The sequence below is a fragment of the Sterolibacterium denitrificans genome, from assembly GCF_900174485.1.
In the GTDB taxonomy this organism is placed as follows: domain Bacteria; phylum Pseudomonadota; class Gammaproteobacteria; order Burkholderiales; family Rhodocyclaceae; genus Sterolibacterium; species Sterolibacterium denitrificans.
Window position 1 is genome coordinate 910699 of sequence record NZ_LT837803.1, and the last position, 20125, is coordinate 930823.

The 20125-nt window shown below is 64.8% G+C and carries 21 protein-coding genes; 12 read left to right on the forward strand and 9 right to left on the reverse strand.

The annotated features are described in order from the left end of the window. Window positions 1-179: 179 nt before the first annotated feature. The 4 genes from SDENCHOL_RS04090 to pcm all read right to left on the reverse strand — a co-directional run bounded on the left by SDENCHOL_RS04090 (window position 180) and on the right by pcm (window position 4190). A complete protein-coding gene (locus tag SDENCHOL_RS04090; RefSeq protein WP_067170888.1) occupies window positions 180-1718 on the reverse strand; it encodes a protein adenylyltransferase SelO in 1539 nt (512 codons plus the stop codon). A gap of 65 nt (window positions 1719-1783) precedes the next feature. Further along, complete coding sequence (locus SDENCHOL_RS04095) at window positions 1784-3148, reverse strand: TolC family outer membrane protein (protein ID WP_067170885.1); 1365 nt, start codon at window positions 3146-3148, stop codon at window positions 1784-1786. A 47-nt stretch (window positions 3149-3195) separates the two neighbouring features. Continuing rightward, complete coding sequence (locus SDENCHOL_RS04100) at window positions 3196-3522, reverse strand: rhodanese-like domain-containing protein (RefSeq protein ID WP_231912905.1); 327 nt, start codon at window positions 3520-3522, stop codon at window positions 3196-3198. A gap of 14 nt (window positions 3523-3536) precedes the next feature. Then, window positions 3537-4190 carry a protein-L-isoaspartate O-methyltransferase gene (gene pcm, locus SDENCHOL_RS04105; protein ID WP_067170882.1) on the reverse strand — a complete coding sequence of 218 codons (654 nt, stop codon included), beginning with the start codon at window positions 4188-4190 and terminating at the stop codon, window positions 3537-3539. Between the two features lie 323 nt (window positions 4191-4513). Between pcm and ccmA the strand changes: the two genes are divergently transcribed. The 9 genes from ccmA to ccmI are packed head-to-tail and all read left to right on the forward strand — an operon-like array spanning window position 4514 to window position 11641. Then, window positions 4514-5128, forward strand: coding sequence for a cytochrome c biogenesis heme-transporting ATPase CcmA (gene ccmA, locus SDENCHOL_RS04110; protein WP_067170879.1), 615 nt, complete (start codon window positions 4514-4516; stop codon window positions 5126-5128). Next, window positions 5128-5850, forward strand: coding sequence for a heme exporter protein CcmB (ccmB, locus tag SDENCHOL_RS04115; protein ID WP_154716108.1), 723 nt, complete (start codon window positions 5128-5130; stop codon window positions 5848-5850). Before ccmA ends, ccmB begins: the two co-directional genes overlap by 1 nt. A gap of 4 nt (window positions 5851-5854) precedes the next feature. Continuing rightward, window positions 5855-6595, forward strand: a complete 741-nt coding sequence (gene ccmC / locus SDENCHOL_RS04120) for a heme ABC transporter permease CcmC (RefSeq protein ID WP_067170878.1) — start codon at window positions 5855-5857, stop codon at window positions 6593-6595. Further along, the gene (gene ccmD, locus SDENCHOL_RS04125; protein ID WP_067170875.1) at window positions 6582-6761 is read left to right on the forward strand and encodes a heme exporter protein CcmD; all 180 of its coding nucleotides are present in this window, start codon (window positions 6582-6584) and stop codon (window positions 6759-6761) included. The genes ccmC and ccmD overlap by 14 nt, the downstream gene beginning before the upstream one ends. Window positions 6762-6797: 36 nt before the next feature. Beyond that, complete coding sequence (gene ccmE / locus SDENCHOL_RS04130; protein WP_067170872.1) at window positions 6798-7244, forward strand: cytochrome c maturation protein CcmE; 447 nt, start codon at window positions 6798-6800, stop codon at window positions 7242-7244. A 41-nt stretch (window positions 7245-7285) separates the two neighbouring features. Beyond that, on the forward strand, window positions 7286-9259 hold the full coding sequence (locus SDENCHOL_RS04135; protein ID WP_067170869.1) for a heme lyase CcmF/NrfE family subunit: 1974 nt from the start codon (window positions 7286-7288) through the stop codon (window positions 9257-9259). Next, window positions 9256-9849, forward strand: coding sequence for a DsbE family thiol:disulfide interchange protein (locus SDENCHOL_RS04140; RefSeq protein ID WP_067170866.1), 594 nt, complete (start codon window positions 9256-9258; stop codon window positions 9847-9849). The genes SDENCHOL_RS04135 and SDENCHOL_RS04140 overlap by 4 nt, the downstream gene beginning before the upstream one ends. Beyond that, window positions 9846-10346, forward strand: a complete 501-nt coding sequence (locus SDENCHOL_RS04145; RefSeq protein WP_067170863.1) for a cytochrome c-type biogenesis protein — start codon at window positions 9846-9848, stop codon at window positions 10344-10346. Before SDENCHOL_RS04140 ends, SDENCHOL_RS04145 begins: the two co-directional genes overlap by 4 nt. Beyond that, the gene (gene ccmI / locus SDENCHOL_RS04150; RefSeq protein ID WP_067170861.1) at window positions 10343-11641 is read left to right on the forward strand and encodes a c-type cytochrome biogenesis protein CcmI; all 1299 of its coding nucleotides are present in this window, start codon (window positions 10343-10345) and stop codon (window positions 11639-11641) included. The genes SDENCHOL_RS04145 and ccmI overlap by 4 nt, the downstream gene beginning before the upstream one ends. Before the next feature lie 100 nt (window positions 11642-11741). Here the strand turns inward: ccmI and SDENCHOL_RS04155 are convergent, their stop codons facing one another. The 5 genes from SDENCHOL_RS04155 to SDENCHOL_RS04175 form a co-directional block, all read right to left on the reverse strand. Further along, window positions 11742-11954: a DUF3460 family protein gene (locus SDENCHOL_RS04155; RefSeq protein WP_067170858.1), complete on the reverse strand. Its 213-nt coding sequence runs from the start codon at window positions 11952-11954 to the stop codon at window positions 11742-11744. 60 nt (window positions 11955-12014) lie between these two features. Next, the gene (locus tag SDENCHOL_RS04160) at window positions 12015-14228 is read right to left on the reverse strand and encodes a RelA/SpoT family protein (protein WP_083522889.1); all 2214 of its coding nucleotides are present in this window, start codon (window positions 14226-14228) and stop codon (window positions 12015-12017) included. Between the two features lie 26 nt (window positions 14229-14254). Next, window positions 14255-14461 carry a DNA-directed RNA polymerase subunit omega gene (gene rpoZ / locus SDENCHOL_RS04165; RefSeq protein WP_067170855.1) on the reverse strand — a complete coding sequence of 69 codons (207 nt, stop codon included), beginning with the start codon at window positions 14459-14461 and terminating at the stop codon, window positions 14255-14257. Between the two features lie 3 nt (window positions 14462-14464). Continuing rightward, a complete protein-coding gene (gene gmk, locus SDENCHOL_RS04170; protein WP_067170853.1) occupies window positions 14465-15079 on the reverse strand; it encodes a guanylate kinase in 615 nt (204 codons plus the stop codon). A 96-nt stretch (window positions 15080-15175) separates the two neighbouring features. Further along, window positions 15176-16447: an adenylate/guanylate cyclase domain-containing protein gene (locus SDENCHOL_RS04175; RefSeq protein ID WP_197706841.1), complete on the reverse strand. Its 1272-nt coding sequence runs from the start codon at window positions 16445-16447 to the stop codon at window positions 15176-15178. 260 nt (window positions 16448-16707) lie between these two features. Here SDENCHOL_RS04175 and gshA point away from each other — a divergent pair, with 260 nt between their 5' ends. From gshA to SDENCHOL_RS04190, 3 genes are read left to right on the forward strand one after another with little or no spacing between them, the layout of a single operon-like run. Further along, on the forward strand, window positions 16708-18006 hold the full coding sequence (gshA, locus tag SDENCHOL_RS04180; RefSeq protein WP_067171135.1) for a glutamate--cysteine ligase: 1299 nt from the start codon (window positions 16708-16710) through the stop codon (window positions 18004-18006). 48 nt (window positions 18007-18054) lie between these two features. Further along, window positions 18055-19011: a glutathione synthase gene (gene gshB / locus SDENCHOL_RS04185; RefSeq protein ID WP_067170847.1), complete on the forward strand. Its 957-nt coding sequence runs from the start codon at window positions 18055-18057 to the stop codon at window positions 19009-19011. Beyond that, a complete protein-coding gene (locus SDENCHOL_RS04190) occupies window positions 19008-20096 on the forward strand; it encodes an FAD:protein FMN transferase (RefSeq protein ID WP_067170844.1) in 1089 nt (362 codons plus the stop codon). The genes gshB and SDENCHOL_RS04190 overlap by 4 nt, the downstream gene beginning before the upstream one ends. Window positions 20097-20125: the final 29 nt, after the last annotated feature.

Sequence of the window (20125 nt, forward strand, 5' to 3'; positions counted from 1 at the left end):
CAGGGAACGTGTGAAAGAACCGCTGTGATTCTACTTTAAACCAGTGGTTTTTGTGCAGCTTCAAATCCGAAGCGCTGGAGCGGGTGGATGCAATGTGGAGCAGGGGATGCAATGGGATTGGGTCCGCACGCTTCGTCAGGTCTTAACGTGCAGGGCCGAAAAAAGGTTGACTGCGATCCTCAGGTACCGCAGTAGGTTCGATAACGGGCCATGAACCCGGCCGAGGACGGGGTGGCGAAATGGGTCAGGGCCGGATCCGCATCCAGGGAGTCAACGCAGGGCGTTTCAAGCGCGCTCAGCAGTTGCCTGAAGGGAATGAGGTCGTCGCGTTCGGCGGCGGTCAGCGCGGTTTCGACGTGCTGGTTGCGCGGAATCACCAGGGGATTCGCGCGGCGCATGGTCGCGCGGGCAGCGGCACGATTTTCGCTGTTTTCATTGCCGCGCCGCAGTCGCCAGCGCTGCAGCCAGGCGGCCAGGCTGGCCATTTTCTCCATGCCATCCCCGGCCTGCGTGGCGAACAGGTGCTGCAAAGGTTCGTCCCGTCCTTCCAGCGCATCCGCCAGATGATGCCAGGCCAGGGTGAAATCGATGCGGCAGGCGTGCAGCAGTTGCAGCCAGTCTTCGGCAAGGGCGCGGTCGGTGTCGGCGTCAGCATCGGCGTCCTGTGGCCGAGTGTCTGCCGTCAGTCCCAGCTTGGCACGCATGCCGGCCAGCCAGTGGGCGTGGTAGCGCGTGGGGAATTCGGCGATGACGGCAGTGGCCAGCGTGTGGGCTTGCCGTTCTTCGTCCGCCAGCAGAGGCAGCAGGGCTTCGGCGAAGCGGGCCAGGTTCCACTGCGCGATGGCCGGCTGCCGGCCGTAGGCATAGCGGCCATGCTGGTCGATGGAGCTGAATGCGAGGTCGGGATCGTAGGTTTCCATGAAGGCGCAGGGGCCGTAGTCGATGGTTTCCCCGGCGATGCTCATGTTGTCGGTATTCATCACCCCATGAATGAAGCCGACGCACATCCAGCGGGCGATCAGGGCCGCCTGGCGTTCGCAGACCGCGCGGAGGAATTCGAGATGGCGCTTGGCCGCCGGCAGCCCGCAGAGTTGCGGGTCGTGGCGGGCAATCGCATATTCGGCGAGGCGCCGGACGCCCTCCGTATCGCCGCGGGCGGCGAAATATTCGAAGCTGCCGATGCGGATGTGGCTGGCGGCGACGCGCGTCAGCACGGCGCCGGGCAGGGCGCGTTCGCGCTGGATGAGTTCGCCGCTGGCAACCACGGCCAGCGCGCGACTGGTGGGAATGCCCAGCGCATGCATCGCTTCGCCGATCAGCACTTCGCGCAGCATCGGGCCGATGGCGGCCTTGCCGTCGCCGCCGCGCGAGTAGGGCGTGCGGCCGGAACCCTTGAAGGCGATGTCGCGGCGCACGCCCGAGCAGTCGATGAGTTCGCCGATCAGCAGCGCCCGGCCATCACCGAGCTGGGGTGAAAAATGCCCGAACTGATGGCCGGCGTAGACCTGGGCAATCGGCTCCGCGCCGGCGGGCAGGCGGTTGCCGCTGAACAGCTCGGCGAGCTCTGCGCTGCGGCAATCCGCGAGGTCGAGGCCCAGCGCCGCGGCGAGCCCGTGGTTGAGGAACAGCAACCGGGGCGCGGGCACCGTGGCGGGTTGCCAGGCCATGTGGAAGCCCGGCAGTTCGCGGGCGTAGGTGTTGTCGAAGGCGAAGCGCATCCCCGAGGCCTCCTGGCGGTTCAGGCATACGGCGTGCTGGCTGCCGGGCGGCTGCCGTCTTTGGCTTATTCCAGCAGATTGTTGATGGCGACGATGTCTTCTTCGGTCAGCGAGCCGGTTGCCGACTTGAGTTTCAACTGGGCCATGAGGGTTTGCAGGCGGGCCTTGGCCAGATCGCGCCGGGTCGAGTAGAGCTGCTGCTGGGCGTTCAGCACGTCGATATTCACGCGCACGCCGACTTCGTAGCCGAGCTTGTTCGAATCCAGGGAAGACTGGGACGAGACCAGCGCTTGCTCCAGCGCCTTGACCTGGGCGAGACCCGAAGTGACGCCGAGATAGGCCTGGCGGGCGCCGAGGGCGGAGCGGCGGCGGACGTTCTCGAGGTCGGAACGGGCTTTTTCGCGCAGGGCCACGGCTTCGCGGGTCTTCGAGGCGGTCAGGCCGCCGCTGAAGATCGGGAGATTGAGCTGCAGGCCGACGATCGTGGCGTCGCTGTCGGTGCCGCCCAGTCCCGGCCCGAACTGGCTGATCCCGCTGGACTGGCGGCCATGCGAGGCGACCAGATCGACCGTCGGATAATGGCCGCCCCGGTTCCTTTCGATTTCGCGATCGGCAATTTCGAGATTGCTTCTGCCCAGCAATACGTTGAGGTTGCCCTGTTCGGCCGAACCGACCCATTGGCCGATGTCTTCAGGCTGCGGCGGGGTGATTTCAACGCCGCTCCTGAGCCCTTGCAGCGCTTCCGGTTCCTTGCCGATCAGCATGGCGAGCGTCTGGCGCTTGACTTCCAGTTCGTTGTTGGCGGCGATCACGTTGGCGCTGACCAGATCGTAGCGTGCCTGCGCCTCGTGGGTATCGGTGATGGTGGTGATGCCGACTTCGAAATTGCGCTTGGCGGCGGCCAGTTGTTCGGCAATGGCCGTACTCTGCGCTTCGGCCGTCGCCACGTCTTCCTGCGCCATCAGGACGTCGAAATAGGCCTGGGTGACGCGCTCGATCAGATCCTGTTTGGCGAGGGCGTACTGGGTTTCGGCACTGGCGGCAGCCAGTCCGGCTTGTTTGTAGGTCGCCCAGTTCTGCCAGCGGAACAGCGGCTGCGCCAGGCTGACGCCCCAGGAATTGGTGTTGTAGCTGTATGAGGTACGCTCGGGAACGAGGCGGCCCAGCCAGGGGCCGAGGGTGATGGTCGGCGAGACGCGCAGCTTGTTCTTCACGTCGTTCCACTGGGTATCGGCCACGAGATTGATCTGCGGCATCAGGCCGGCCTTGCCCTGCGGCAGCTTTTCCAGACCGGCGTCGCGCGCGGCCCGGGCGGCGGCGTACTGGGCATCGTAGCCGAGGGCATCGCGATATACGCCGAGCAGGTCGGCGGCTTGCGCCGATCCGGAAGCAAAAGCGATACCCAGCAGCAGCGGTAGTAATTTTTTCATGACGACATCCCTTGTTGCGCGCATGGTTTGATGGTTCGATGGCAAATTCAATCTGCGGACATGGCCTGGGCGGCCTGCTGGTTCCAGGCCGCAATCCCGCCGGCGAGGTTGAGCACCTTGCTGAAGCCCTGGCGTTCGAGGAACAGCGCGACCTGCAGGCTGCGCTGGCCGTGATGGCAGATCACCACGGTCGCGGCGTCCCGTGCCATGTCCATGTAGCGTGCCGGCACGCTGTGCATCGGCATGGTGGTCGAGCCGGCGATGTGGCCCGTGGCGAATTCCCCGGGTTCGCGCACGTCGAGCAGCAGCGGCTGCGGACGCTGGGGATCGTCGAGCCAGGCCGCGAGCTGTGGTGCGCTGATCTGTTGCATCATCGCCGCAGCGGCATTCAGAAGCTGAAGCGCTGCGCCGCCTGTGCGCAGGTCAGTGGGGGCACCAGCGTTTCAAAGAGGATTTCGCTCTTGAAGTTGTGCTGGTCGATACGGGTGATGAGCTGCGTTTCCATCAGCGGCGCCTCGCCGACGAAGGCGAGCAGGCGACCGCCGGTCTTGAGCTGGTCGAGCAGCGGCTGCGGCACTTCGGGCAGGGCGCCCGAAACCAGGATGACATCGTAAGGCGCTTGCGCCGGCCAGCCTTGCGAGCCGTCGCCGGTTGCCACGATGACATTGTTGACGCCGCAGCGCTTGAGGTTGGCCTCGGCCAGCTCGGCCAGTTCGGGAACGATTTCGACGCTGACGACCTGGGCCGCGTGCGCTGCCAGCAGTGCCGCCATGTAGCCCGAGCCGGTGCCGATTTCGAGGACGCGTTCGGACTTGCCGATCTTGAGCGCCTGCAGCGCCCGGGCTTCGATTTTCGGCGGCAGCATCGCGGCGCCGTGGCCGAGCGGGACTTCGGTGTCGCTGAAGGCAAGCAGACGATAGGCCGGCGGCACGAATTCTTCGCGTTTGACGACGTAGAGCAGGTCCAGCACCTTCTGATCGAGCACATCCCAGGGGCGCAGTTGCTGCTCGATCATGTTGAAGCGGGCTTGTTCGAGATTCATTCCAGTTCTCCGGGAGACAGAGATGCGAGGTGTGGGATGCGAGATGCACAAAATACAAGGTACCGGGATGGATCATTAGTATACGCTAATACTTGCGCACTGATTGCCATCGCGGCCGATCCCGCGATTGTAAAGGAAGATGCTGTCCATGGCCGGAATTTGCTGCGCGAATCGGGCGGCAGGCAAGTTTCCGGCGGCGGGCGACAGGCCGAAATTGCCGACAGGACGGGGTGGTTCGGGCATAATCCGGCTTTTGCCCTGGATGTCTCCTTGGGCGCGCTTCAGGCGTCTTTCAGGCGCCCTTCAGGTGATGCCCTATCCGCATGCTGACCGTTGCCCGTCTTGCCTGTGTACGCGGTGATCGCCGCCTGTTTTCCGGACTCGAGTTCTCGCTGGAGGCGGGCGGCTGCCTGCATGTCGCGGGCGAGAACGGCGCCGGCAAGACCAGCCTGCTGCGTACCCTGTGCGGCCTGTCGCCGGCGGAGGAAGGCGAGATTCGCTGGCAGGGCAGGCCGATCGGCGAGCTGGGTGATGAATATCGCCAGGCCGTGCTGTATTTCGGCCATCACAATGCCCTCAAGGAAGAATTGACGCCGCTGGAAAATCTGCGCATCGCCGCCACCCTGGGTGGATTGACGCTGGACGAGGAAACGGCCTTCGGGCTGTTGCAGCGGGCCGGTTTGCGCGGTCGCGAGGATCTGCCGGTGCGCGTGCTGTCGCAGGGACAGAAGCGCCGCGCGGCGCTGGCGCGCCTGCTCTGCAGCCGGGCACCTCTGTGGATTCTGGATGAGCCTTTCGTCGCCCTGGACGTGGCCGCGGTGAGCTGGCTGGCCGGCATCATCGGCGCCCACCTGGCCGGCGGCGGCTGTGCCGTGCTGACCAGCCACCAGGAAGTCGCAATTCCCGGCAGCACGGTGCAGACCTTGAGGTTGTCCTGATGAGTGCGAATACTGCGAATGCGCCCGCGTCGTTGCCGTCGCGCGAACCCGGCGCTCTGGCCATCCTGGCCGGCGTGGTGCGCCGCGATCTGCTGCTGGCCATGCGGCGCAAGAGCGAGGTGCTGACTTCGCTGTTCTTCTTCGTCATCGTCGTCAGCCTGTTTCCGTTGGGCATCGGCCCCGAACTCGGCCTGCTGCGGGTGATCGCGCCGGGCGTGCTGTGGGTGGCGGCCCTGCTGGCGGCGATGCTGTCGCTGGCCCGCATGTTTGCGCCGGATCACGCCGACGGCACGCTGGAGCAGATGCTGCTGTCGCCCGCGCCCTTGGGTGTGCTGGTGGCGGGCAAGATTTTCGCCCACTGGCTGGTGTCCGGCTTGCCACTGGTATTGATCGCGCCCCTGCTGGGCGTGCAGTACGATCTGTCGGCCGAGGCGCTGCTGATCCTGATGCTGTCCTTGCTGATCGGCACGCCGCTCCTGAGCCTGATCGGCGCCATCGGCGCGGCGCTGACGCTGGGAGTGCGGGGCGGCGGCGTATTGCTGTCGCTGCTGACCCTGCCGTTGTATATTCCCGCGTTGATCTTCGGCGCCGGTGCCGTCGAAGCGGAGATGTCCGGACTCGGCGCGCACGGGCATCTGTCATTGCTGGTGGCCCTGCTCGTGCTCTGCGGATTTTTTGCGCCGTGGGTCACGACGGCCGCACTGCGCATCGCCCTGGAATGAAGACATGAACGATCGACTCATCCACTGGTTCAAATACGCTTCACCGCAAAGCTTCTATCCGCTGGCCGGGCGCATGATTCCCTGGTTCGCGGCGCTGGCGGTGATCTTCGGCATCGCCGGGCTGTGGGTCGGCTTCTTCGTCGCGCCGACGGATGCGACCCAGAGTGAGGCTTACCGCATCATTTTCATCCACGTGCCGACCTCCTGGCTGTCGATGTTCATCTATCTGATCATGGCGGCCTGGGCCGGCCTCGGCCTGGCGCTCAACACGCGGCTGTCGTCGATGATGGCCAGCGCCCTGGCGCCGACCGGCGCGCTGATGGCTTTCCTCTCGCTATGGACCGGTGCGCTGTGGGGCAAGCCGATGTGGGGCGCCTGGTGGGTCTGGGATGCGCGTCTGACCTCCGAATTGATCCTGCTGTTCCTCTATCTCGGCTTCATCGCCCTGCAGGCGGCGATCGACGATCCGCGCCGCGCCGATCGCGCCGGGGCGGTGCTGGCGCTGGTCGGCGTGGTGAATGTGCCGATCATCTATTTTTCGGTGACGTGGTGGAATACCCTGCACCAGGGTGCCTCGGTGTCGCTGACCAAGGCGCCGAGCATGGCCCAGACCATGCTGAATGGCATGCTGCTGATGTCCATCGCCTGCTGGATGTACGTGATCGCCGTGGTGCTGCTGCGCCTGCGCGCGATCATCCTCGAACGCGAACGCCATACCGAATGGGTGAAACATGCAGTGGAATAGTCTGGCCGAATTTTTCAGCATGGGGGGCTATGCCTTCTACGTCTGGGGCAGCTTCGGCGTCACCGCTCTGGCGCTGCTGGTGGAACCTTTGCTCGTCAAACAACGTCAAAGCCAGGCCGTGCGCGCCATCCGCCGCGAAAAAGCCGCCAGTCGCCACGCGCCTTGAGGCATCGCTTACCCCCTTACATTTCGCTCAATCAAAATGAAACCCCGCCAAAAACGCATCGCCCTGATACTCGGCGGCCTGGCCGTGCTGGTCGTCGCCGCCTATTTCGTCCTCAACGCGCTCAACAGCAACATCGCGCTGTTCTATACGCCGACCCAGGTGGCCGATGGCGAGGCGCCCAAGGAGCGCCTGTTCCGCATCGGCGGCCTGGTCAAGGAAGGTTCGGTGGTGCGCAATGAAATGACCATCCGCTTCGTCGTCACCGATGGCGCCCACGACATTCCCGTCGCCTACACCGGCATCCTCCCCGACCTGTTCAAGGAAGGAAAAGGCGTGGTCACCCAGGGGCGGCTGAATGCCGATGGCCATTTCGAGGCCAGCGAGGTGCTCGCCAAGCATGACGAAAACTACATGCCGCCGGATGCCCAGCATGCGCTGGATCAGGCCGAAGCGGCCAAGGTCGGCGCCAGCCTGCAACAGTAAGTCCGGCAGAAAAACTCAGGAAGTACGGAAAGGCCATTCTCATGATTCCCGAACTCGGTCACTTTGCCTTGATGCTGGCCTTGCCCGTGGCTTTGCTGCAAGGGCTGCTGCCGCTGATCGGCGCGCAGCAGAACCGCCCCGCCTGGATCGCCTTCGCCCGGCCGGCGGCGCAGGCGCAGTGGCTGCTGCTGCTGCTGTCCTTCGCCTGTCTGACCTGGGCTTTCGTCGCCAACGATTTTTCGGTGGCTTACGTCGCCCAGCATTCCAATTCCAAACTGCCGACGATGTACCGCATGGCGGCGGTCTGGGGCGGCCATGAAGGCTCGCTGCTGTTGTGGATCGTCCTGCTGGCGACCTGGACCCTGGCCGTCTCGCTGCTCTCCAACAGCCTGCCGGAAGTCATGGTGGCCCGCGTGCTGGGCGTGCTCGGGTTGGTTTCCTGCGGCATGCTGCTGTTCATCCTGCTGACTTCGACGCCTTTCGAGCGCCTGGGGCCGATGAGCATTCCCGACGATGGCAACGATCTCAATCCGCTGCTGCAGGATCCCGGCCTGATCTTTCATCCGCCGTTGCTCTACATGGGATACGTGGGCTTCTCGGTCGCCTTCGCCTTTGCCGTTGCAGCGCTGCTCTCCGGCCAACTGGATGCGGCCTGGGCGCGCTGGTCGCGGCCATGGACGGTGACCGCCTGGGTGTTTCTGACCCTGGGCATCGCCCTGGGCAGCTGGTGGGCCTATTACGAACTGGGCTGGGGCGGCTGGTGGTTCTGGGATCCGGTGGAAAATGCGTCCTTCATGCCCTGGCTGGTGGGAACCGCCTTGATCCATTCGCTGGCGGTGACCGAGAAGCGCGGCGCCTTCAAGAACTGGACGGTGCTGCTGGCCATCAGCGCGTTCTCGCTGTCGCTGCTGGGCACTTTCCTGGTGCGCTCCGGCGTGCTGACTTCGGTGCATGCTTTTGCCACCGATCCGCGGCGCGGTATTTTCATCCTCATCTTCCTCGCCGTGGTGATCGGCAGCTCGCTGCTGCTGTTCGCCTGGCGCGCGCCCAAGGTCGGTCTGGGTGGGCGTTTCAGTCTGCTCTCGCGGGAAACCCTGCTGCTGGTGAATAACGTGCTGCTGGTGGTCGCCTGCGGGGCGGTGCTGCTGGGTACGCTCTATCCGCTGTTGATCGATGCCCTGGGCCTGGGCAAGCTTTCGGTCGGGCCGCCGTACTTCGAGACGGTTTTCGTGCCCTTGATGGTGCCGCTGTTGTTCCTCATCGCCATCGGTCCGGTGGCGCGCTGGAAGGAAGCGCAGTTCACGGAACTCGCGCGCCGTTTCAAATGGCCTGCGCTGCTGGCCGTGCTGGTGGGCGTCATCCTGCCGCTGCTGCTGGGACGCTGGTCGCCGTTGATCGCCCTGTCCCTGTTTCTGGCGGTCTGGATCGTCGTTGCGGCGGCGCAGGAAATCCGACAGCGCCTGCGCATCAGCCGTCCCACGCGCGCCTGGTGGGGCATGCATCTGGCCCACCTGGGCGTGGCCGTCTTCATCGTCGGCGTGACCCTGGTGCAAGGCTATGAAACCGAGAAGGACGTGCGCATGATGCCGGGCGATAGCGTGGTGATCGGCGACTACACGGTGCGCATGCAGGGCGTGCGCGACGTGACCGGCCCCAACTACACGGCGGCGATGGGTGACTTCGAGCTGCTGCGCGACGGCAAGCCGCTGGCCATGCTGCATCCGGAAAAACGCGCCTATCTGTCCTCGGGCATGCCGATGACCGAAGCCGCCATCCATACCAACCTGTGGCGCGACGTGTATGTCTCGCTGGGCGAGCCGCTGGCCGACGGCGAGCACGCCTGGAGCGTGCGCGTGCATTACAAGCCTTTCGTGGTGTGGATCTGGGGCGGCTGCCTGTTGATGTCGCTGGGGGGATTGCTGGCGATCAGCGACCGGCGTTATCGCATCAAGGCCAGGAGCGCGCGTCCGGCGCTCGATGGCATCGCCCCGCTGGCAGGAGGAGCCAAGACATGAAGCGTTTTCTGATTCCGGTCGTCCTGTTCGTCCTGCTGCTGGGTTTGCTTGCCGTCGGGTTGAACCTCAATCCGCGCGAAGTGCCGTCGCCCCTGGTCGGCAAGCCGGCGCCCGCTTTCCAGCTGGCGCGCCTCGACGACGCGAGCCGGACTTTTTCTCCGGCCGACATGCGCGGCCAGGTCTGGCTGCTCAACGTCTGGGCATCCTGGTGCGTCTCCTGCCGCGCCGAACACCCGCTGCTGGTGAGCTTTGCCAGGCAGGGTCTGGTGCCGGTGGTCGGTCTCAACTACAAGGAAGTGCGCGGCGATGGCGAGCTCGATGCCGGCAGACTCGGCGTCGATGAGGAAAAGCAATTGGTGCGCAGCCGCGCCCAGGCCTGGCTGGATCAGCGCGGCGATCCCTATCGACTGACGGCTCTCGACATCGATGGCCGGGTCGGCATCGACTACGGCGTGTATGGCGTGCCGGAAACCTATGTCATCGACAAGGCCGGCGTGATCCGCTACAAGCAGATCGGCCCGCTGACGCCGGAGGCGCTGGAGCGGAAGATCCTGCCGCTGGTGAAGGAGCTGGAGGCGCTGAAATCATGAGCCTGCGCCGCCTGCTGCTGTCCTGTCTGTTGCTGACTTCCCTGCTGCAGTTGCCGCTGGCCCAGGCCAACGAGGCCGCGCCGCTGGCCGAGGATCCCGTGGTCGAAAAGCGCCTGGTCTCCATTTCCGAGGAGCTGCGCTGCCTGGTCTGCCAGAACGAGTCGCTGGCCGGCTCGCACGCCGAACTGGCGCAGGATCTGCGCCGCGAGATCCGCGGCATGATCAAGGACGGCAGGAGCGATGATGAAATCATGACCTTCATGGTCGATCGTTATGGCGATTTCGTCCGCTACCGTCCACCCATGCGGGCCAGCACCTGGCTGTTGTGGTTCGGTCCATTCGTCCTGCTGATCGGCGGGGTGGCTGGGCTGATGCTGCATTTGCGCCGCCGCGTCGCCAGCAACGCCGTTGCCGGCGAAACGATGCTGAGCGACGAGCAGCGCCGCGCCGCCGAAGCGCTGCTGGATTCCTCCATTGACGAAAACGAGTTGCGATGAACTATTTCCCTTTTGTCGGCGCCGCGACGCTGCTGACGCTGGCCATCCTGCTTTGGCTGCTGTATCCGCTGGTCAGAAACGAGCGTCAGGCGCGGGTCGCGGCCGTAGCCACAAGACGCGCCCTGAATGCGGCGGTCTATCGCGATCAACTGGAAGAAGTCGAACGCGATCGCGCCAGCGGTGAACTGGCCGAGGCGGATTACCTTCAGGTGCGCGACGAATTGCAACGCCGCCTGCTGCAGGACGTGGCGGCGGACGAAGCGCCGGCCGGCGCAATGCACGCAGCCTGGGGCGGTCGTCTGGCGATCATCCTGCTGCTGCCGCTCAGTGCCGTCCTGCTGTACCTCTGGCTGGGCAGTCCGGCTTCGCTGCAGCCGCAGGCAAATTCCGGCGGCCACGAGCAAATCTCCACTGCGCAGGTCGAGGAACTGGTCACCCAGTTGGCAGCGCGCATGGAAGCGCAGCCCGACGATCCCAGAGGCTGGCTGATGCTGGCGCGTTCTTCCAAGGCGCTGCACAAATACGAACAGGCGACCAAGGCATACGAGCGCGTCCTGGCGCTGGGCGCGGGCAACAATGCCGACGTGCTTGCCGATTACGCCGATTTGCTGGCCGTGCAGGCAGGGGGTAGCCTTGAAGGCCGTCCGCGTGAACTGGTTGAACAGGCGCTCAAACTGGAGCCCGATCACATGATGTCCCTCGCCCTGGCCGGCAGCGCGGCCTACACGCGCGATGATTATCCGGCCACCCTGGATTACTGGGGGCGCTTGCAGCAGCTCCTGCCCGCCGATTCGGAAGAAGGCCGTTCGCTGGCCACCGCCCTCGAGGAAGTGCGCGCCAAGGTGGCTGCCGGGTCTGCTGTTGCCAGTCCGAAAAGCCTGAATACGACGACGGTGGCGACGGCGGGGACGGCAACGGCAACGGCAGCGAAAAAAGACGCCGCTGCCGTCATCAAGGGCCAGGTGAGTCTGGCGCCGGCATTGCGCGGCCAGGTGCAGCCGGATGACGTGCTCTACATTTCCGCTCACGCCGCGGCCGGTCCGCGCATGCCACTGGCCGTCCTGCGCGCCCGCGCGGCCGATCTGCCCCTGTCGTTCACGCTCGACGACAGTCTGGCGCTCGATGCGCAACGGAAGCTTTCTTCCGTATCCCAGGTCAGGGTCGAAGCCCGCATCTCGAAATCCGGCGATGCCACGCCCCGGCCGGGGGATCTGCGCGGCGAGAGCGGCAGCATGACGCCGGGTGCGCCGGACGCAGCGCAACTGCAGATCGTCATCGACCGCGTGTTGCCGTAACGCGGTGTGACGCGGCGCGGTTGAGGAAGAGGGCTTGCGTTACCCGCACTGACCGGTGACGCGCACTTCATGATCCCGACGGCCGGCGCCGGGCGGCTGCTCAGGAGGCATTCCAGTCGTAATACACATACGCCTTCTGCGGCACTTTCGATTCCTGGCTGCGGCGCAGGTCGTCGAGATTTCTGGAACCGCGATCCCACCACAGCTTGCGGCCGGCAAGTTTTTCTTCGCGCTGCTCGGGGTGTTTGGCCAGCCATTCGCGCATGAATCCGGTGTGCTCGGATTCGTAGCGCAGGACGATTTTCTTGCTCATGCGTGACTCCTGAAAAGTGCGGGTAGATGTTTGAAGATTGGCTTCGGGCTCGTGCTGCATTCAGTCGCGCGTCCTGGAGATGCGGACGACTTCGGGAAGATGGCGCAGGCTGCGCATGATGCGGGCGAGGTGGACGCGGCTGTTGACCAGCAAGGTGAATTGCAGGGTGGTGCAGACGTCCGGATCGGCGTCGATTTGCAGGTTCAGGATGTCCGAATCGGCGGCGGCGATGGCGGCGGTCATGCGGGCCAGGGCGCCGCGGCGGTTTTCCGCGACGATGCGGACGCTGGTTTCGTAGCTGCCGCTGCTGGCCGGATCCCATTCGACTTCGATCCAATTGTCGCTTTCATGGCGGGCGTGGCCGATGCTGCGGCAGTCGCTGGTATGCACGGTCAGGCCCTGGCCCTTGCGGACGATGCCGATGATGGGATCGCCGGGCAGCGGCCGGCAGCACTTGGCGAGCTGAACGACGACGCCTTCGCCGCCGTGGATGATGATGGGACCGAGGGGTTTGCGTTTTTCGGCGGGCAGCTCGTCCATGCCGGCGGCGGATTCATGTTCGGAGGCCAGGCGGCGGGCAACGATGGCCGGCAGGCGCTTGCCCAGGCCGATGTCGGTCAGCACGTCTTTTTTGCTCTGCGTACCGCTGCCGCGCATGAAGCGTTCCCAGGTGGCTTCGTCGATGGCTTCCAGACCCAGGCCGAAGCCTTGCAGGGACTGGGCGAGCAGGTGGGCGCCGAGATCCGCCGATTCATCGCTTTGGCGCGACTTGAGGAAGTGGCGGATCTGCGAGCGGGCGCGGCTGCTCTTGACGTAGCTCAGCCAGCCCGGATTCGGGTTGGCGTGGGCCGCGCAGATGATTTCCACCTGGTCGCCGTTGCGCAGTTCGGTACGCAGCGGCTTGGGCTCGCCGTTGATGCGGCAGGCCACGCAGCGGTTGCCGATGTCGGTGTGTACGGCATAGGCGAAGTCGACGGCGGTCGCGCCGCGCGGCAGGCCGATGATCTTGCCCTGGGGCGTGAAGACGAAGACTTCGCCGGGGAACAGGTCGACCTTGACGTGTTCGAGGAATTCGGAGGACGTCCCCGAGGTCGATTGCAGTTCGAGCAGCGATTGCAGCCACTTGTGGGTTTTCTGCTGGAATTCGCCGAGCGTCTGCTCGTCCTTGTAAAGCCAGTGCGAGGCCACGCCGGATTCGGCGATGTGGTGCATTTCGTGGGTGCGGATCTGGATTTCCACCGGCGTGCCGTAGGGGCCGATCAGCGTGGTGTGCAGCGACTGGTAGCCGTTGGCCTTGGGGATGGCGATGTAGTCCTTGAACTTGCCGGGGACCGGCTTGTAGATGCTGTGCAGCGCGCCCAGCGCCAGGTAGCAGCTCGGCTGGTCCTTGACGAGGATGCGGAAGCCGTAGATGTCGAAGACCTGGGAGAAGGTCAGGTGCTTCTCGCGCATCTTGCGATAGATGCTGTAGATGTGTTTCTCGCGCCCCATGACTTCCGCTTCGATACCCATCAGCGGCAGTTGGCGGCGCAGGGTTTCGGTGATGCGGCTGACGCCTTCGCGGCGGTTGCCGCGCGCGTTCCTGAGGGCCTTTTCCAGCACGCGATAGCGCATGGGCTGGGCGTTCTGGAAGGAGAGTTCCTGCAGATCGCGGCTCAGGGTGTTGAGGCCGAGGCGATTGGCGATCGGGGCGTAGATGTCGAGGGTTTCGCGCGCGACGCGGCGGCGTTTGTCCGGCCTGAAGGTGCCGAGGGTCTGGATGTTGTGCAGGCGGTCGGCCAGCTTGATGAGGATGACGCGTACGTCGCGTGCCATGGCCAGCAGCATCTTGCGGAAGTTTTCCGCCTGCGCTTCTTCGTAGGACTGGCCTTCGAGGCGACCGATCTTGGAGACGGCATCGACGAGTTCGGCGGTGGGCTTGCCGAAGCGTTCGGCGATTTCCTGCTTGCTGATGGCCGTGTCTTCCATGACGTCATGGAGCAGGGCGGCCATCAGCGCCTGGGCATCGAGGCGCCAGTCGGACAGGGTGCTGGCGACTGCGAGCGGATGGCTGATGTAGGGCTCGCCGCTGCTGCGGAACTGGCCGTCGTGCGCGGCCGCGCCGAAGTGGTAGGCGGCTTCGATGCGGTCGACTTCTGCGGGTTCGAGATAAACGGCGAGTTTGCCGCGCAGGTCGTTCAACGCGGCGGTCAGCTCGGGGGTGGCCGCAACAGCCGCAACGCGCGTGGTTTCACCATCCTGGGTGGAGGGCGGAGTGATGGGCGCGGGCGGCATTGCGATGCGGGGGCAAGCTCAGGCCATCATGCCTGCCCACGGTTGAGCATTTCCAGGCCAACCTTGCCGCCGGCGATTTCGCGCAGGGCGATGACGGTCGGCTTGTCGTTCTGGGTTTCGATCAGCGGGGTGCCGCCCAGGGTGATCTGGCGCGCGCGGTAGGTGGCGGCGAGCGTCAGTTGGAAGCGGTTGGGAATGTTCTTGAGACAGTCATCGACGGTAATGCGGGCCATGATTCAATCCTGGAGAAGTGGGGAAAACAGCTCGGGATGGCGAGCACGCTGGGGTGCCAGGCGCAGGCGCGCGGCGTGTACCACCGCTTGCAGATCGGTGATGGCGGTCTGCAGATCGTCGTTGATTATAACGTAATCAAACTCGGCGACATGGCGCATTTCCGCCAGTGCGGCGTGAATGCGGCGGGCGATCGTGGCTTCGTCGTCGGTGCCGCGACCGCGCAGGCGCTGTTCGAGAATCGCCATCGAGGGTGGCAGGATGAATATGCCTACGGCTTGGCCGAAGGCGCGCCTGACCTGCTGCGCGCCCTGCCAGTCGATTTCGAGGAGCACGTCGCGTCCGGCGGCAAGCTGTCGTTCCAGCCAGCGCAGCGAGGTGCCGTAAAAGTTGCCGTGCACTTCCGCCGATTCGAGAAATTCGCCCCGGCTGCGCATGGCGAGGAATTCATCGACACCGACGAAATTGTAATCGCGGCCCTGGACTTCGCCGCTGCGCGGTTGGCGCGTGGTGCAGGAAACCGACAGTTGCACGCGTCCGTCGCGCTTGAGCAGTTCGCGCACCAGCGTGGTCTTGCCGGCGCCGGAAGGGGCTGAAACGATCAACAAAGTCCCGGGCATGGTGGAAGTCCTCATGTTCCTCTGTTTCCGGCTGCCTGCGATTTCTGAGCCCCGCGCCGGTCGAACAGATGTGCGGCCATTCGGAATTGGAATCGCTCAACTGACGCCCGCGCGTTGCAGGAAATGGCCCAGGTGCAGGTCGCTCTTGGTGGTGTGGTTGATCTGCCAGTCGGCCAGCAGCAGGCGGATGCGGAACAGCAGATAGAGGGGATTGCGCGCGCCGGCCTCGATTTCCCGACGCAGTTCGGCAAAGGCGCGGTCGAAGGCGGCATGCTGCTTCAGGTGGTCCGTGATGAACGGGTAGTTGTAGCGCTGCATCAGGTTTTCCACCGAGCTGTTGAGCAGGGCGTTGTGCTCCGCGAAGCTGTCCAGCGAGGCGCTGGCAGCGGCGCTGTCGCCGGCTTCCACCTGGCGTTCGAGGCGGGCGATGCAACTGAGCTGCTCCTGGTGCAAGGTGTCGATTTCGCGAATGCCGATCGAGTATTCCCGGCGCCAGTCGACCTCTTTTTCCATGGGCAGCTCGTGCTCGCCGGGGCCAAGACGCAGGAAATCCTTGCAGCGCTCCAGATAGACGCGCACTGCGCGGTCGTCCGGGGTGATGCGCAGGCATTCCTGCAGCAGCGGCTGGGCCAGGTCCGCGCGGCCCAGATGGTAGCAGGCCAGCGCTTCTTCAAAGTCGTGCAGGGTGGCCTGCTTGGCCAGGCGCAGCGGTTCGGGATCGGCGTCGAAGACTTCATATACCGCCTGGGACTGGTAGCGGCCCTTGATGCGCAGGCGATCGATGAAGCGGATGTTGTAGACCTCCTGGTCTTCGAGCGCATGCAGGGTATTGGCGCTGATGACCAGCGGCGTGCCGTAGTTCTTGGTCAGCCCTTCGAGGCGCGAAGCGAGGTTGACCGCATCGCCGATCACCGTGCTGTCCATGCGGTTGTGACCGCCGACGGTGCCCATCATCACCAGCCCGGTGTTGATGCCGATGCCGATGCGGATGGGCACGAAGCCGGCGCGCGAGCGCCCGATGTTGTAAGTGGTCAGTTGGTTCAGCATGTCGATGCCCGAGCGCACCGCATCATCTGCCGAGCCGGGAAACAGCGCCATGATGCCATCGCCGATGTACTTGTCGATGATGCCGTTGTGGCGTCCGACGACCGGCTCCATGGTGGAGAGATAGGAATTGATGAAGCGGAAGTTTTCCGCCGGCAGGATGGATTCCGAGAGCGTGGTGAAATCGCGGATGTCGGAGAACAGCAGCGACATTTCCTGCTCGACGTGGTCGCCGAGCTGCACGTCGATGATGCTCGGGCGCTTGAGCAGGCGCAGAAGCTGGTGCGGCACGAAACGGCCATAGGCCATTTCGGTGGCATTCATGACGGCCCGCGGTTCTGCTGATTCGGTGTCGCTCATCGATCAATGTCGGCAGGATTGCAATCGGTCGCCTAGTATAAACACCTTGCCAGACGGCGGATAGGCAGACTGGCCGCGCGCCTGCGCGGGTTGCCGGCTGTAGTAAGATTGCCGCTTCCCGAGATCACGACTCGGCAGAATGCTGCAGAACGGGCGCCAGCCAAGCGCCTGCGCGTGCTACCCTGCAGCCCCGCTGAATTTCTTCCGCGAACCGGATGAACGCCATGGTTCCTCATTTGACGACCGCCCTGACCGGTCCATTGCTCGAACTCGAGCGCTGTTTTCTCGATCGCGAGACGCGCATCGAGCACTGGCTGCGCGCGCAGTGGCAGGAGTACGTCCCGCCTTTCTATACCTCGGTCGACCTGCGCAATGCCGGCTTCAAGCTGGCGCCGGTGGATACGAACCTGTTTCCCGGCGGCTTCAACAACCTCAATCCGGCCTTCCTGCCGCTCTGCGTGCAGGCGGCGATGTCGGCCGTCGAGCGGATCTGTCCCGAGGCGCAGGATCTGCTGCTGATTCCCGAAAGCCACACCCGCAACCAGTTTTATCTGCAGAATGTGGCCCGGCTGGCGAACATCCTGCATCACGCCGGACTCAACGTGCGCATCGGCACGCTGCTGCCGGAGATTACGGTGCCGACGCGCATCGATCTGGCGGACGGCCAGCACCTGATGCTGGAGCCGCTCAAGCGGCTGGGGCCCGATGGCCGCCGCCTGGGTCTGGAAGGCTTCGATCCCTGTGCCGTGCTGCTCAACAATGATTTGTCCGCCGGGGTGCCGGATATGCTCCAGGGCCTGCATGAGCAGTCCGTCATTCCGCCGCTGCATGCCGGTTGGCACGCGCGGCGCAAGTCGCATCACTTCGCGGCCTACAAGCAGGTGGCCAGGGAGTTCGGCGCGGCCATCGGCATCGATCCGTGGCTGATCAATCCTGATTTCGAAGTCTGCGGCAAGATCAGTTTTCACGAACGTACCGGCGAGGAATGCCTGGCCGCCAACGTCGATGCGCTGCTGGCGAAGATCCGCGCCAAGTATCGTGAGTACGGCGTTACCGAACAGCCCTTCGTCATCGTCAAGGCGGATGCGGGCACCTACGGCATGGGCATCATGACCGTGCGCGATGCCAGTGAAGTGAAGGCGCTCAATCGCAAGCAGCGCAACAAGATGGCCGTCGGCAAGGAAGGCTTGCAAGTGACCGAGGTCATCATTCAGGAAGGCGTGCCGACCTTCGAGACGGTGGATGACGGCGTGGCCGAGCCGGTGATCTACATGATCGACCGCTATGTGGTCGGCGGCTTCTATCGCGTGAATACTGCGCGAGGCCGCGACGAGAACCTCAATGCGCCGGGTATGAGCTTCAAGCCGCTGGCCTTCAGTACCGGCTGCAGCTTGCCGGACATGGCCCAGGCGCCCGATGCGCCGACCAACCGTTTCTATGCCTACGGCGTGGTGGCGCGGCTGGCGATGCTGGCCGCGGCCGTGGAGCTGGAGCAGACGGCATCGGATGCAGTGGCGGCATAGCCGCGCGAAAATGCGAAGATGCAGGGAGTAGGAACGCAGGAGGAAGCAATGCACCTGGCCTTTATCGTTGATCCGCTGGATCGCCTGAAACCGCACAAGGACAGCAGCATCGCCATGATGCGCGAGGCGGCGCGGCGCGGCCACGAGGTGCATGCGATTCTGCGCGACAGCCTGTGCTGGCGGGCGGGCGAGGTGACTGCCGTGGCCACGGCGCTGGAGCTGCCGGCGGCAGACGGCATCTGGTACCGGGAACGGGCCGCCGGCCGGCGGCTGCTGACGGATTTCGATGCCGTGCTGATGCGCCAGGATCCGCCTTTCGACTTCGAGTACATCACCGCCACCTGGTTGCTGGAGCGCGCCGCAACCGCCGGCGCGCGCATCTACAACGCGCCGGGCGCCATCCGCGACCACAACGAGAAGCTCGCCATCACCGAGTTTCCGGAATTCACCGCGCCCACCCTGGTGACGCGCGCGGCAGGCGAGCTCGACGCTTTCATCGGCGAGCTGGGCGACGTCATTCTCAAGCCGCTCGATGGCATGGGCGGTAGTTCGATCTTCCGTGTGCGCCGGGATGATCCGAACCGCAATGTGATCGTCGAGACGCTGACCAACCTGGGCAGCCGCACCGTCATGGCGCAGCGCTACCTGCCCGAGATCAGCCGCGGCGACAAACGCATCCTGCTGATCGACGGTCAGCCGGTGCCGTATTGCCTGGCGCGGATTCCCAAGGCCGGCGAGAGCCGCGGCAATCTGGCCGCCGGCGGCAGCGGCGTGGCGCAACCCTTGAGCGCGCGCGACCGCGAGATTGCCGCAGCGCTGGGCCCCATACTCGCCGCGCGCGGCCTGTTGCTGGTTGGTCTGGACGTGATCGGCGATTGCCTGACCGAAATCAACGTCACCAGCCCGACCTGCTTCGTCGAAATTACCGAGCAGACCGGCTGCGATGTGGCCGCGCTGTTCATCGATGCGCTGGAGCGCAAGGTGAGGAGTGAGGAGGCCGGATGAGAGACGGTTTGCGCGCGCTGTTTTGTGCCGTCTGTTTCGTGCTGCTGCTGGCCGGCTGCGGCCGCCAGGACGAGCCGCTGGTGCGGCAGGAATCCTTTGTTTTCGGCACGCGGGTCGAGGTGCTGGTATATGGCCAGACTCCCGAGCGCGGCAATGCGGCGGCTGCCGAAGTGCTGCGGGAGTTCGATCGCCTGCATCGGAGTTTTCATGCCTGGCAGCCTTCGCAACTGACTGCGCTGAATGAAGCCATCGCCGTCGGCAAGTCGCTGGAAGTCAGCAAGGAGCTGGCCGGTTTGATCCGCGATTCGCAGGCAGTGGCCGAACGGGGGGATGGCCTGTTCGATCCGGGCATCGGTCGGCTGATCGCGCTGTGGGGGTTCCAGAATGATGAATTCAAGGCGCAATTGCCGGATCCGGCAAGGCTGGCGGAATGGCAGGCTGCGCGGCCGTCGATCGGCGATTTGCGCCTGAATGGACGCCGCGTCGGCAGCCGCAATCGCATGGTGGCGCTGGACTTTGGCGGCTACCTGAAAGGCGTGGCGCTCGACCATGCGGCAGCACTGCTCAAGGCGCGCGGCGTGCATGATGCGCTGATCAACATCGGCGGCAACGTCATGGCGCTGGGCAGCAAGGGCGGCAAGCCCTGGCGTGTCGGCATCCAGCATCCGCGCGCGCCGGAGCCGCTGGCCTCGCTGGATTTGCGCGACGGCGAGGCGATCGGTACTTCAGGCGATTACCAGCGCTATTTCGAACTCGATGGCCAGCGCTATTGCCACCTGCTCGATCCGCGCACGGGCGCGCCGAGCCGGGATACGCAGGCGGTGACCATCCTGCTGACGCCGGGCGCCGGGGATGAGGGCAGGACCGAAGGCGAAGGCAATATCGGCATGCGCTCCGATGCCTTGTCGAAACCGCTGTTCATTGCCGGCGCGCGCTGGCTGGAGGAAGCGCGCAAGCTGGGCATCGACCAGGCCTTGCGCGTCGATGCGGCCGGCACGGTGTACGTCACGCCGGCATTGCAGGCGCGGCTGAAAATGGAAAAGAGCGACGTGAAGCTGGTGGTGAGCGCCTTGCCGCTAGAATGACGTCGAACGTGATGAACGGCGGATGACGG